13 protein-coding genes and 1 tRNA gene are annotated in these 13,542 nt (G+C 63.2%); 3 read left to right on the top strand and 11 right to left on the bottom strand.

The annotated features are described in order from the left end of the window. Positions 1–117: 117 nt before the first annotated feature. Positions 118–378 (bottom strand): PGPGW domain-containing protein, encoded by a 261-nt coding sequence (locus NKJ75_RS09840; protein WP_031203994.1) that lies wholly within the window; start codon positions 376–378, stop codon positions 118–120. Between the two features lie 234 nt (positions 379–612). Between NKJ75_RS09840 and NKJ75_RS09835 the strand changes: the two genes are divergently transcribed. From NKJ75_RS09835 to dhaL, 3 genes are all read left to right on the top strand, one after another. Beyond that, a tRNA-Asn gene (locus NKJ75_RS09835) sits at positions 613–687 on the top strand. Positions 688–894: 207 nt separating this feature from the next. Continuing rightward, positions 895–1,902 carry a dihydroxyacetone kinase subunit DhaK gene (locus tag NKJ75_RS09830; RefSeq protein ID WP_023667709.1) on the top strand — a complete coding sequence of 336 codons (1,008 nt, stop codon included), beginning with the start codon at positions 895–897 and terminating at the stop codon, positions 1,900–1,902. Positions 1,903–1,926: 24 nt separating this feature from the next. Then, positions 1,927–2,568 carry a dihydroxyacetone kinase subunit DhaL gene (gene dhaL / locus NKJ75_RS09825; protein ID WP_023744772.1) on the top strand — a complete coding sequence of 214 codons (642 nt, stop codon included), beginning with the start codon at positions 1,927–1,929 and terminating at the stop codon, positions 2,566–2,568. 15 nt (positions 2,569–2,583) lie between these two features. Here dhaL and derI read toward each other — a convergent pair whose 3' ends face one another. The 10 genes from derI to NKJ75_RS09775 form a co-directional block, all read right to left on the bottom strand. Then, positions 2,584–3,021: a D-erythrulose-4-phosphate isomerase gene (derI, locus tag NKJ75_RS09820; RefSeq protein ID WP_023672592.1), complete on the bottom strand. Its 438-nt coding sequence runs from the start codon at positions 3,019–3,021 to the stop codon at positions 2,584–2,586. Positions 3,022–3,047: 26 nt separating this feature from the next. Then, positions 3,048–3,815: a triose-phosphate isomerase gene (locus tag NKJ75_RS09815; protein ID WP_023744771.1), complete on the bottom strand. Its 768-nt coding sequence runs from the start codon at positions 3,813–3,815 to the stop codon at positions 3,048–3,050. Between the two features lie 78 nt (positions 3,816–3,893). Further along, positions 3,894–4,832, bottom strand: coding sequence for a sugar phosphate isomerase/epimerase family protein (locus NKJ75_RS09810; protein WP_023744770.1), 939 nt, complete (start codon positions 4,830–4,832; stop codon positions 3,894–3,896). Further along, positions 4,832–6,349 carry a glycerol-3-phosphate dehydrogenase gene (locus NKJ75_RS09805; RefSeq protein WP_023744769.1) on the bottom strand — a complete coding sequence of 506 codons (1,518 nt, stop codon included), beginning with the start codon at positions 6,347–6,349 and terminating at the stop codon, positions 4,832–4,834. Before NKJ75_RS09805 ends, NKJ75_RS09810 begins: the two co-directional genes overlap by 1 nt. Next, positions 6,346–7,905, bottom strand: coding sequence for an FGGY-family carbohydrate kinase (locus tag NKJ75_RS09800; RefSeq protein WP_023744768.1), 1,560 nt, complete (start codon positions 7,903–7,905; stop codon positions 6,346–6,348). Before NKJ75_RS09800 ends, NKJ75_RS09805 begins: the two co-directional genes overlap by 4 nt. Before the next feature lie 109 nt (positions 7,906–8,014). Beyond that, positions 8,015–8,956, bottom strand: coding sequence for a D-ribose ABC transporter substrate-binding protein (locus NKJ75_RS09795; RefSeq protein WP_081725422.1), 942 nt, complete (start codon positions 8,954–8,956; stop codon positions 8,015–8,017). 37 nt (positions 8,957–8,993) lie between these two features. After that, on the bottom strand, positions 8,994–10,127 hold the full coding sequence (locus tag NKJ75_RS09790) for an ABC transporter permease (protein ID WP_023751559.1): 1,134 nt from the start codon (positions 10,125–10,127) through the stop codon (positions 8,994–8,996). Between the two features lie 23 nt (positions 10,128–10,150). After that, complete coding sequence (locus NKJ75_RS09785) at positions 10,151–11,689, bottom strand: sugar ABC transporter ATP-binding protein (RefSeq protein ID WP_352499609.1); 1,539 nt, start codon at positions 11,687–11,689, stop codon at positions 10,151–10,153. Next, positions 11,686–12,333, bottom strand: a complete 648-nt coding sequence (locus NKJ75_RS09780) for a DUF2291 family protein (protein WP_502903849.1) — start codon at positions 12,331–12,333, stop codon at positions 11,686–11,688. The genes NKJ75_RS09785 and NKJ75_RS09780 overlap by 4 nt, the downstream gene beginning before the upstream one ends. A 33-nt stretch (positions 12,334–12,366) precedes the next feature. After that, positions 12,367–13,431, bottom strand: coding sequence for a sugar-binding transcriptional regulator (locus tag NKJ75_RS09775; protein ID WP_245263962.1), 1,065 nt, complete (start codon positions 13,429–13,431; stop codon positions 12,367–12,369). Between the last annotated feature and the right edge of the window lie 111 nt (positions 13,432–13,542).

Below are 13,542 nucleotides of genomic sequence, written 5' to 3'. Positions count from 1 at the left end.
CCGCATATCGCGCGCGGCTGGCACCAGCAGTTGCCGTTCTCAAGGAGATCTTGAGGGGGAAATCTGCGACGGGCTGGAAAAGCGAAGCGGCCGCTCCGGGATCGCGCGCCATCGCTTTCAACTTGGCCGGCGACGCCGTTCCCACCAGACGACGAACCGGCGCCGCAGGCGGCGCACCGCGGCAAATTCGTAGGAAAGCACCAAAAGGCCGAGCGGAATCATCCAAAAGCCGAGAATCGGCAGGAAGCCGAGAAGGCCGAAAAACACCAGAACGATACCGATGGCGATCCTCAGCCCGCGCGAGCGCGGCATGGTGAACTCGCGCCCGAACACCGAGATTTTCCGCGCCGGTGCCTGGTTTTCGTCTGCTGCAGTCATGTCGAAAGTCGATCCGGTTGCCTTCGATAAAGCCATATGCGCTAAAGGCTGCAATCGCCGTTCAGGTTCCGCCGACCAAGGTCCGACGGCGCCCAAGACGGCTCATATGTGGTGTCATCCGGCGATTGCCCCCAGAAACCATTGGGTGAAAATGCGCTAAAAAATGCGAAATGCTTCTTTGCAAAGCCGAAAAGGGTTTGCTATAGGCTGCGCCACTCACATGAGAGCCTCTATTCCCCGGTAGCTCAGTGGTAGAGCAACCGGCTGTTAACCGGTTGGTCGCTGGTTCGAATCCGGCCCGGGGAGCCACCGCCTTTTCTAAGCCGTGGTGCGATCTTGTACACTACAGCGCCATTGTCCGCGCACTTCGGTCCGCTTAGCTTCTGCCAGAACGGCTGGTAACAGCTACGAAGCCGATCGAGGCAGTTTGGTGGGCATCGCGCCCCTGCCCTCGCCCGAAGGCAGCCTGATAACGCCCGGTATCACCTATGAAAATACCAAATCGGGAGGACGTTGGTGCAAACCAAGAAGATCATCAATGACGGCAATCGGGCCGTCGACGAGATGCTGGAAGGCATCCTGGCTGCGCATCCCCGCCATCTCAAAGCCGTTGACGGAAGCCCGCGCTCGATCATCGCCCGCGATGGACCGCGCCAAGGCAAGGTAGGCCTCGTCATTGGTGGCGGCTCGGGCCACGAGCCGAGTTTTCTCGGCTTCGTCGGCAAGGGGCTGGCCGACGCGGCGGCGATCGGCAATGTCTTCGCCTCTCCGCCGCCCGACCCGATCCTCGAATGCGCCAAGGCGGCGAGCGGCGGCGCCGGTGTGCTGTTCATGTACGGCAACTATGCCGGCGACGTCATGAATTTCGACATGGCGGCCGAGATGGCCGCGATGGACGACATCGAGGTGCGCACGGTGCTGAGCACCGACGACGTCGCTTCCGCGCCCGTTGGTGACAGGCACAAGCGGCGCGGTGTCGCAGGGAACTTCTTCATCTTCAAGGCGGCAGGCGCCGCCTGCGACCGCATGTTGTCTTTCGATGAATGCGAACGCATTGCCGGGAAAGCCAACGACCACACCTTTACCATGGGCGTCGCATTGGCGCCCTGTTCGTTGCCGCAAACCCGCCGGCCGAATTTCGAAATCGGACCCGACGAGATGGAGATCGGCATGGGCATCCATGGCGAACCCGGCATCGCACGCGGAAAACTCAAAACGGCCGACGAGATCACCGACGAAATGTTGGACAGGATTCTCGCCGAGATGGCGCCGGCACGCGGCGAGAAGGTCGCCGTGCTGGTCAATTCGCTGGGTTCGACACCGCTGATGGAACTCTACATCATGAACCGGCGCGTGAAGCAGCGGCTTGACGATATCGGTGTATCCATTCACGCAAGCTGGGTCGGCAATTACTGCACCTCGCTCGAAATGGCCGGCGCTTCGATCACGCTGCACCACCTCGACGACGAGTTGCAAACGATGCTCGACCACCCTTGCGACTGCGCCATGTTTCGCGCCGGGTAAACTGGGGACGGCAAGGAACAACAGATGACAACAATCGACACCACCCGCCTTGCCGCGATGTTCGTTGCCATCGCCGACGCCATGTCAGCCGACCGGGACCGGTTGTGCGCGCTTGACGGGGTGATCGGCGATGCCGACCACGGCATTGCCATGGAGTTGGGATTTGCCGCGGCACGCGACGCGGTGGCCGCATTGGACGACGGGACCACCGATCCGACCATCTTGCTGAACACGGCGGCGAAGTCGTTCCTCAACGCCGTCGGCGCCTCCTCGGGCCCGCTCTATGCCACGGCATTCATGCGCGGCGCGGCCGCCGTCAAGGGCAAGGCGACGCTCGACGACGCCGACGCGGTCGCTATGTTCCAAGCGATGGCCAGAGGCATTCAGGATCGCGGCAAGGCCGAGCCTGGGGAAAAGACGATGATCGATGCGTGGGCGCCGGCCGCGACGGCTGCGGGCGAGGCACTGGCCGCCGGCAAGGGGCTGGCCGGCAGCCTCGCGGCTGCAGCCGAGGCGGCAAAGGCCGGCGCGGAGGCGACCAAGGCGATGATCGCCACCAAGGGCCGGGCCTCCCGCCTCGGCGAACGCTCGCTTGGCCATATGGATCCAGGCGCGGCGTCCGCCGTAACCGTCATCGAGGCGATGCGGATCGCCTTGACCGGCTAGGTCGGGAGCGGATCCTCAGCGCTTCGCGTCGAGCTTGTCGACAGCCTGCACGTTGGCGGCAGAGGGACCGTTCGGATCGAACTCCGAGGCCAGCCAGGCGTCGGCGATCGATTTGGCCAGTTCGGGGCCGATGACGCGCGCACCCATGGTGATGATCTGGGCATTGTTGGATTTCGCAGCGCGTTCCGCCGAATAGGTGTCGTGGGTTAGCGCGGCACGGATTCCGGGCACCTTGTTGGCCGAGATGCTGACGCCGATGCCGGTGCCGCAAAACAGGATGGCGCGGTCGTAATTGCCGTCGACAATTTCGTGGCCGACCGCAGCGGCAATATCGGCGTAGAATCCGGCCTGGCTGAGATCGACGACCTGCAGTTCTGGCTTGGTGGCGAGATGCTTGGCGATGACATCGAGCAGCGGCTTGCCGGCGCTGTCGGCTCCGAGTGCGATCTTCATGGCAATGAACTCCTTCGTTTTCGTGGTCAGCGCGCGATGGCGGCCGACGCCTTTTTGAGAATGTCGATATAGCCTTCCGCTTGCCATGCCGAGCGGCCGATGAACAGCCCATCGATACGCGGCTGGCCAATCAGTTCAGCCGCGTTGCCGGGATTGACGCTGCCGCCGTAGAGCACAAGCGGGGCGGTCGGCAACCGGGTTGCTGCGACCTGCTTGATCAGCGCCTGCTGCTTGTCGGCATAGTCGGCGCTGGCCGGAATGCCTTTCTCGCCGATCGCCCACACCGGTTCATAGGCAAAGAGTATCTCTGCCGACAACTCATTGTTTGCGAGACCCTGCAGCGCGCCCAAGACCTGCGCGGTCAGAATTGTGTCGGCGCGGCCGCCCTCGCGCTCGGCCAGCGTCTCGCCGACACAAATCAAGGGTACGAAGCCGTGCTTGACTGCCGCTGCGGTTTTCAGTCCCACGGTCTTGTCCGTTTCGCCAAAATGCTCACGACGCTCGCTATGGCCGAGTTCGATCAGGTCGAGCCCGCAATCCCTCAGCATCACCGGCGAAATCTCGCCCGTCCAGGCACCGGCATCGGCCCAATGCATGTTCTGGGCGCCAACCTTGACGCGGGTGTTGGCGAGCGCCGCCTTGACCTGCCGCACCGCGGTGAAGGGCGGAATGACGAAAGGCTGTATCGCCGGATCGAAGCCCGGCACGAACGCCGCCAATGCCTCGGCGAACTGCAGCGCCTCCGCCAGCGTCTTGTTCATCTTCCAGCTCGTGCCGACCCAATACGGGGCCATTCTTCTCTCCTTCGATCCGAAATTCGGATGATGCGTGTTTCCGGGTCTACGCGCCGGCCTTCGGGCCGACGCTTTCCCTCAAGCGCGAGGCGTGAGACTTTCGCGGCCGCTGTCGATGTAAGGCGCCCAGAAATCCACCGACTCGCGGATCATTGCAATAACCTGATGATCGACCGGCTCCCTCTCCCGGAAGGAAAGTTCGAGGCAAATCTCATTGTCGGTTCCGCCACCCGCCCGCACTGCATCGAGCAGCTTCTGCGGGATGATGCGGCCATCCTTGTTGTATGCGGCCGTGAACGGCCAGTGCCCGCCCTTGTTCATCGACGACTGCTTGATGTGGATGATCGGCGATCGCAACGGGAACGCTTTCGCCCAGGCATAGGGATCGGTGTCGTCAGGATTGGGCGAGGTCACGTCGCCATGGTCGATGTCGACCATCATCTGCATCGGGATCGGCAGCTTGGCCGTATCGATGGCGCCCTGCAATTCGACGCAGCTTTCGATCGTGTGGCCGAACTCCCGCCCCACCGACATCGGTTCCCAGAACAAATAGGTCAGGCCCGCCGCCTTGGCGTGCTCGGCCACTTCGCGCCAGCATTCGAGCGCGATGTCGAGAAGCGCCGCGCGCCGCTGCGGATCGTCAAAATCCTTGTAGGTGAATATGGCGAACTGCGTGCCCATGCCCGACGCGCCAAGCTCGGCGGAAATGTCGGCAAAGGTCTTGAACCAGTCGACATAATAGCGGCGCACATCCGCGTCCGGATGGCCGAAATGGTTGAGCCGGCCATAGGGACCGGTCATGCCGGAGGTGATCCGCACGCCAGTCCGCGCCAGCGCGCTGTTGAACAGGCGAACGAACTTGACGATCGTTGCCGCCGGCCAACCCGGATTGACGAATTCATGCGTCAGCTGCACGTCGCGGATGCCGATGCCATAGGCAATGGCGTCGATCAGATCGTCGGGATCGGCGAAGCGATTGACCAGCGGGTTGGTGTTCAGCGAAAGCGTGAAGGCCATCAGTTCACCGCCGCCATGGTCTTTGTGCACCAGTCTTCGAATGTCTTCCGCTCGGCCGCATTGATATGCAGCCCGTGTTTGGTCCGGCGTTCGAGAACGTCGGCGGCGGTCATCGCCCATTCGGTCTCGAACAGGAAGACAACTTCCCGCTCATAGAAATCCGGGCCGAAACGCCGGCCGAGATCGGCTTCGCCTTTTACCCCTTTCAGCAGAGCGCGCGTGCGCGTGCCGTAGCTTCGAGCATAGTGCTTCACCAGCGACGGGCTAAGCCACGAGAACTCGGCATGCAGATCGCCCAGGAACTGCTCGAAATCCGCGTTGGGCAGGTCGCCTCCCGGCAGGGGAATTTTGGCCGTCCAGGCCTTCTTCATGGTCGGAAAGAAGGGCTGGATCTTTTCCAGCGCATGTTCGGACAGTTTGCGGAAGGTGGTGATCTTGCCGCCGAACACAGAAAGCAGCGGCGCGCCACCGTTCGGGGCGTCGAGTTCGAAGATGTAGTCGCGCGTCACCGCGCTTGGATTGTCGGCATTGTCGTCATAGAGCGGACGCACGCCCGAGAAGCTGTAGACCACGTCTTGCGCGGTGAGCTGTCGCTTGAAGTAGCGATTGACCACCTTGATCAGATAATCGATTTCGCTGGCCTCGGCCGCCACTTCTTCGGGCCGGCCCTCGTAGGGAATGTCCGTCGTGCCGATCAGCGCCAGATCGTTCTCATACGGGTTGACGAAGATCACCCGCTTGTCGTTGTTCTGGATAAGATAGGCCTGCCGCCCCTCCCAGAATTTCGGCACGACGATATGGCTGCCCTTCACCAGGCGAACGTTGCGGGTGGAATTCTGCCCGGCGACGCGGCTGACGATGTCATTCACCCACGGCCCAGCCGCATTGACCAGCCCGCATGCGCGGACCTTCGTCACCGCACCGGTGCGGCCATCCTGCATGTGGATCGACCACATGCCGCCTTCGCGCCGGGCAGCAATACAGGCGGTGCGGGTGAAGACTTTTGCGCCGCGCTGACTGGCATCGAGCGCATTGAGCAACACCAGCCTGGCGTCATCGACCCAGCAGTCGGAATATTCGAAGCCGCGCTTGAATTCGTCCTTGATCGGCGCCCCTTCCGGCGCTGTTCTCAAGTTCAGCGTCCTCGTTCCCGGCAGCCGCTCGCGGCCGCCAAGATGGTCGTAGAGAAACAGCCCGAGCCGGACCAGCCATGCCGGCCTGTCCTCGGGGCTGTGCGGCAGCACGAAGCGCATCGGCCAGATGATGTGCGGCGCCGCCTCAAGCAGCACCTCGCGTTCGATCAGCGCTTCGCGCACCAGCCGGAACTCGTAATATTCGAGGTAGCGCAGACCGCCATGCACCAGCTTGCCGGAACGCGAGCTGGTGCCTTGCGCCAGATCGTCCTTCTCGCACAGGATGACCGACAGCCCACGGCCGGCGGCATCGCGCGCTATACCGGCGCCGTTGACGCCGCCGCCGATCACGAAGAGATCGACAATATCCGTTGTATCGCTCAAGACTTAGCTCCTGTGCGGTGCGCCATCGATTTCCACACCGGATGCAGCGCCTGACGCGCCGCGACAAAAGACGGAAACAGCGCATCGTAGGTTTGCGAAAGCGCCTCGTCATAGGCGTCGCATTCGCCCAGCAGCGGCGTCACCCACTCGGCGCAGCAATCATCCATCGAGCGATAGACGCCAAGCCCGACTGCGGCCATCATCGCCGCACCCGCGGCGCCGGCTTCCTGGCGGCTGCTGGTCCTGACTTGCGCGCGGGTCGCCGCAGCGATGATACCGCGCAGCGACGGGCTGCGCGCGGCGCCGCCAGACAGGCGGATTTCGCCGGGCACGCTGCCCATTGCCTGGTAGCAATCGCGGGCCGCGAAGGCCAATCCTTCAAGAACCGCGCGTGCCAGATCGCCAAAACCGTGCTTGACGGAAAGCCCGATGAAGCCGGCGCGCGCGTCTGGATCGACGAACGGGCCGCGTTCGCCGGCAAGCGAGATATAAGGCTGATAGACCAGCGACCCCGGTTCCGATCCTTCGACCCAGACATCGAGCGCTTTCAGCAATTCGTCGCCCGAAGGTTTTGCGCCGCTGGCGGTCAGCAAGTCGCGCGCCAGGCCGAGCAGCCAGTCGATGTTGAGCGTCGCCGCCATATTGGATTGCAGTTGCGCATAGGCGCCGGGAACCGGCATGGCGATCGTGTAGCCGGACGCGTTGTCGTTGAGGATGACATCGTCGGCTGTGCGCGCCAGGCGCGTGTGGATGCCGGTCGAGCCGATGACCGTGCAGCCAACATTGCCGCTTGGATCATAGAGGCCGGCGCCGAGCGCGGTGCTGACCATGTCGACGTAGCCCAGCACCACCGGCGTGCCCGCAAGCAGGCCGGTCTCGCCTGCTGCCGACGCAGAAAGCGGATGATGGTCGGTCGTGCCTTCGAGCATGGGGGGCAGCAGGCGGCGGTGCGACGTCAGATCGAGAATGTCGAGCACCTCGTCGGAATAGCTGCGCGAGCGGAAATCGCCGAAGGTGAATGTTCCCTCCGAAGGATCGGTGGCGCGCTTGCCGGTCATCTTGAAATAGAGCCAATCCTTGCAGTGAAAGGCATTGGCGGCGCGCTCCAGGATTTCCGGGCTGTTTTTCTTCAGCCAGCTGAGCTGAGCGCCCTGCTGGCAGGCGTTGAGCCCGGTGCCGGTGATCGCGAACCGCGTGCGATCCCGGGGATCGCCGCGCATCTCGTCCACCAGATGTCCGGCGCGCGCATCGAGCCAGAGCCAGGCGCGCCCGACCGGCATGCCGTCGCCATCGATCAGCCAGGTGCCGTCGCCCTGCCCGGTGACCGCGACGGCCGCGGTTCGCCGCGCGAGGTCTGGAATTTTCGTCGCCAGATCGAGGACGGTCAGCACCATGTCGCGCCAGGTCTGATTAAGGTCCTGCTCGGCGCCGCCGCCTTCCAGCGTGACGAAGCTGTTGGTCACCGACGCCATGGCAAGCTGCCGCCCCGACAGATCGAAAGCGACCGATTTGATCACGGACGTTCCCGCGTCGATCCCGATCAGCAGGTCTTTCATGCCGCACGTTCCGGATGGTTATGAAGGCAATTCACAAGGAGCAGTCTTTATTGTCTGGAGCCGTGGAAGAGCCAGGGAGTGTCCGCAAAGGACACCCCCTGAGCACGTTTTATTCCGACAGCACGAAGGGTGCGGTGTACTTGTCCACATTGTCCTTGGTGATGAGCAGGCAATCGAACAGCTGCTTCTCGCTGGTGGCGCCGGTAGCGCCCGACTTGATGAACGAGTCGGCCTGCTGCACAGCCTTGGCCGAGAAGATGGCCACCGGCTGAAGCACGGTGTACTGCAGTTCGCCGGACTTGATGGCCGCAACCGCATCCGGGGAACCGTCAAAGCCGCCGACCTTGATGCCGGCGAGCTTGCCAGCTTCCTTCAGCGCCGCAACCGCGCCAAGCGCCATTTCATCGTTGCCGCTGATCACCGCGATGATGTCGGGATTGGCCTGCAGCATGCTCTGCATCTTGTCATGGCCCTGGGTACGATCCCAGTTGGCGACCTGCGAAGCGGCCTTTTCGAGATCCGGATACTGGCTGAGCACAGTCGCGTAGCCGTTCGAGCGCGTGGCGGCGTTGTTGTCCGACGGGGCGCCGAGCAGTTCGACATACTTGCCCTTTTCACCGACCGCCTGCACCCACTGCTGGGCACCGAGAGCCGCACCCTGGGCGTTGTTGGAGACGAGCTGTCCCTTGGCAAGACCTTCCTGGTTGATCTCGGCATTGACGAGGAAAACCGGGATGTTGGCGGCAATCGCCTTCTTCACCGCGCCGACCGAACCATCGGCATTGGCCGGGTCGAGGATGATCGCCACCGACTTGTTGGTGATGGCGGTGTCGATCAGATTGCTTTCGGTATTGGTGTCGCCCTTGTGGGCGGCGACGTTGGCTGTATAGCCAAGCTTTTCGGCTTCGGCCTTGGCAACGTTGCCTTCGGTCAGCCAGTAGGGGTTGGCCGGATCGTTGACGATGATCGAGATCAGGCCCGCGGCCGATGCGGCTGCGCTAAACCCGACCACCATCGCGGCGGCAAGCAAACTTCTAAGCACGATTTTCATGTACATTCCTCCAATGATTACGCGGTGTTGCTGCCAGTCAGCTGGCAGTCTTCCCTTGGGCAGGATTGGCCGGTTCGGCCTTCCCCCGTTTCTGAGAAGTCGGTTGGCCGCCCGTCGAAGCTGGAAGCTTGCTACGGCGGCGATACTGAACGGCATTGAGGAGCACGGCGAGCACGATGACGGCGCCGGTGAACACTGTTTGCCAGTAGGATGAGATGCCGATGATCACCAGACCATCCGACAGGAAGCCGATGACGAAGGCCCCGAGCAATGTGCCGCGGATGTTGCCGCGTCCGCCGGTCAATGCCGCGCCGCCGATGACGACGGCGGCGATGGCCGTCAATTCGTAAGTGGTGCCGGCGGTCGGTCCGGCCGAAGTAAGCTGCGATGACAGGATCAGGCCGGCAATGGCGGCGCAGATACCGGAAAGCACATAGACCGAAATCTGCACGGTCTTGACCGGAACGCCGGAGAGTTCGGCGGCGCGCTCATTGCCGCCGGAGGCGTAGAGCCAGCGCCCGAAAGCGGTGCGGTTCAACACGATGCTGCCTATCAGCGCGATCACCGCCAGCACCACTACGCCGGTCGGCACGCCGAACAGGCGGTTGAAGCCGAGCGCGTCGAAACCGGTGTTGCCCAGCTCCGGCTTGCCGCCGAGATTGTTGTAGGTCAGGCCGCTGGTCATCAGCAACGCCAGGCCGCGCGCCATGTACATCACGCCGAGCGTGGCGACGAAAGCCGGAACCTTGAACCGCGCGATCAACACGCCGTTGACCAGACCGACAGCGGCGCCCAGCATGCAGGCCAGCACCGCCACCACCCAGACCGGCGGGTAGAGAACGACGCCCAGCCAGGTCAGCGTCACGCCCTGCATCAGAAAACCGGCGACGACGCCCGCAAGCCCGAGCGTGGAGCCGACCGACAGATCGATGCCGCCATTGAGGATGACGAGCAGCATGCCGACGGCGAGAATCCCGAAGATGGCGACATGCGAGGCCATGGTCAGGAAATTCGCCACCGAAAGGTAGTAGGGCGACAGGATCGAGAAGACGACGATGATGACGATCAGGGCAAAGAAGGCCCGGCCTTCGAGCAGCAGCTTGGCCACGTCGAAGCCCTCGCCGCCCGCATTGGGGCTGGACTGTTTGCTGGCCTGGCTGACATCGCTCATGATCGGGGCTCCGGAATCTATGATCAGGCGACCACGGCTTCGCCGGAGGCGGCCATGATCTGCTCTTTGGTGGCGTTGGCGCCGAATTCGGCGGAAATCTTGCCGCGCCGCATGACGACGATGCGGTGAGCGATGCTGAGGCACTCATTGACCTCCGAGGTCGAGAAGACGACCGCCAGGCCTTGCGCGGCACGCTCGCTGAGCAAGCGAAAGACTTCGGCCTTGGCGCCGACATCGATGCCGCGGCTCGGCTCGTCGAGAAGGATGACCTTGGGATCTGTCGTCAGCATCTTGCCGATGACGACCTTCTGCTGGTTGCCGCCCGACAGCGATCCGATCATGGCGTTGCCGCCCGCGGTCTTGATGGTCACCTTGCGGATCGAATCGTCGATCAGTGCGCGCTCCCTCTGCCGGGAGAGGAAGAGCCCCTTGGCGAATGCCTCGATGCTGGCAAGCGACAGGTTGCGGCCGACGGTCATGGTCTGAACCAGGCCGTCGCGCTGGCGATCCTCGGGGACCAGAACCAGACCTCGGGCGATGCGCTGGGCAATGGTCAGTCCCGAAACGTCCTCACCCTCCAGCAGCGCCCGCCCGTCCGCCATGGGCACACGGCCGGCGACGGCCTCCAGCAATTCCGTGCGGCCCGCGCCCATCAGCCCATAGATGCAGACGATCTCGCCCGCTTTGACATCCAGCGACAGATGATCGACGACGTAGCCTGAACCCGAAGCGTCGGTGACGCTGACATCCTCGATCGACAGCGCCACCGCGCCGAACTCGTGGCCGGTCGGCGGCGAGCCGAGATCGAAATTCTCGCCCACCATGTTGCGGACGATCCATTCGAGGTCGATGTCCTTGGCCTCGGCCGTCGCCGTGATCGCCCCGTCACGCAGCACGACGGCGTAGTCGGTGATCTGCAGCGCCTCTTCGAGGTGATGCGAGATGTAGACGATGGAGACGCCGCGGCTGGTCAGGTCGCGGATCACCTTGAACAGCACTTCGACCTCCGTGGCGCTCAGCGCGGAGGTCGGCTCGTCCATGATCAGGATGCGGGAATCGACCGACAGCGCGCGTGCGATCTCGACGATCTGCTGCTGCCCCAGGCGCAGGTCCTCGACCAGGGTCATCGGATCGATGTCTTCTTCGAGGTCGGCCATCAGCGCCCGCGCCTGGCGCGACTCCTCGGCGAAGTCGAGGCCGGTTCTGGTGCGCAGTTCGCGGCCCATGAAGATGTTGTCGCGAACGCTGAGGTTCGGCGCCAGGCTGAGCTCCTGGTGGATGATCGAAATGCCGCGATCGCGCGCGTCCGAAGACGAGGCAAAGCTGACGAGATTGCCGTCGAGCACGATGTCGCCGGATGTCGGCGTCACCACGCCGGACAGGATCTTCATCAGCGTCGATTTGCCGGCGCCATTCTCTCCGAACAGGGTGGTGACCTTGCCGCGATGGATGTCGAAGTTGACGCCCTTGAGCGCGTGAACGCCGCCATACGACATGACGACATTGCGCGCCGAAAGCACGGCGTCGCCAGCTGCGGGTTCTGTGCCGAAAGCCGAATTCATTTGACCTCCAGCCTCACCGGCGTGACCAGCCAGCTCTTCGGATTGACCAGCTTGAAAGCGCCAACCACCGCTATTGTCTTGCCGGTCAAGGCACTGGTATCGACTTTCGCCAGCACCTCCTTCTTCATCTCGTTGTTCAGCGCCGAGCCGGCGTCCTGATACTCGATCTGGTTGGTGAACTGACCAAAGGTGATCTTGCCGGTGGCGTCGCGAAGCTCGGTTCCGTTGATCGCCGGCCCAGTCTGCACGCGGACCGTCAACGTGTCCGGCAAACCGTCGACGGCGACCTTGTAGATGCCCGATTTTCCCTCGCCGACGACGCCGGTGAACTTGACCGAGATGACCGGTCCGACACCCGCCGGCACGCCATATTCCTTTTCGGCCGTCGCCCTGTCCTTGGCGATCGCCGTCGCCACCGTCACGGCGTCCGCGGCACGCGCTTCGACATCGGCTTGCACCTTGGGGAATTCAGATTTGCCGTAGTCGGCCGCCGAAAACACGGCGTTGCGAACATCGCCGGCAGAGCCGATCTTGATCACCTTGGTATCGAGCGCCATGGCGCCGAGCAGAACCACAACCGCAGCGCCGGCAAGCACCCGGCGCAGGCCGGGCGAAGCTTGCCGGGCGGTGGCCTTCGCGCTCATGATGCAACCACCAGCGGTGCGGATTGTCCGTTGTCACGCATTCGAAGTTCCTCCGTTCACGCAGCGCTTCGCGGTCCCGGCTGCATCGTCGAGCTCGACCAGCGCGCGGGCCGTGCATTCGTCGGTGATCAGGCCGCTGAGATAACGGCTTTCGAGTACTGCCTTGATGGCGCGCACCTTCACCTTGCCGCCGGCGACGGCAACGATCCTGCGGCCCTTCAACTGATCGCGCGGAAGCGCCAGTATTCTTTCCGACAGCGCCGTTTCGACCGGACGCCCCTTGTCGTCGAAGAAATGCGCCAGCAATTCACCAACGCCGCCGTCACGCTTGACCTCGTCGATTTCGGAAGGCTCGATCATGCCGGTGGCGACCAGCGACGCCTCCCGCTCGGCCGTGCCTATTCCGACGAACATCAGGTCGGACCGGCTGGCGAGAGCGAACACATCGCTGATGCCGCGCTGGCCAAGCAGCACTTCGCGGTCCTCGGCGGTATTGGCGACAAAAGGCACCGGCATGACGAAAGCCTGCGCGCCGGTCCGCTCTGCCAGGCGATGCATGACGTCGTGCGGGTTGGCGGCGAATTTGCGCGTCACGCCGCCAAGCAGCGAGACGAAACGGATGTGAGCAGCAGTTGCGCGCGTCAGATATTCGACGCTGGCGGCAAGCGTGCGGCCATGGCCGACGCCGATCAGCATGTCTTCGCCGCGATCGATTTCGCGCTTCAGGAACTGGGCGCCGGCAATGCCCAGCCCCTTGAGCGGCAGTTCGTCCTGATCGAGATCGGGAACCACCTCGCAATAGTGGAGCCCATAGGCGGCGATCAGGCGCTGTTCCAGGTCGACGCATTCGGCGACGTCGCCGTCGATGAAGACCCTGACCAGACCTTCCTGGTTGGCCTTGGTGATCAGCCTATGCGCCTTGAGGCTGGTCAGGCCAAGCCGCTTGGCCACCTGGGCCTGGGTCAGACCACCGGCATAGTGCAGCCAGGCCGCGCGCGTGGCGAGGCTGGATTCATGGTCGCGGTTTGCGCTTCCGCCGGAATTCAAGCCATCCCTCCCCAGGGTGATAATATTATCTTTGTGTGCAAAAATTTTCATACCTTTGCACCGCTGTCAATCCCTCCGCAGATGGTTGCCTCAGCCGACGTTCGGCAGCCAACGCGAGCCTATTAGAAGGTAAGCATACAATATGACCATACGGTAGTGTTA

Origin of the sequence: Mesorhizobium sp. M0058, assembly GCF_040323095.1 — a bacterium.
Taxonomy (GTDB): domain Bacteria; phylum Pseudomonadota; class Alphaproteobacteria; order Rhizobiales; family Rhizobiaceae; genus Mesorhizobium.
This window is presented reverse-complemented; position numbering and strand designations above follow the sequence as displayed.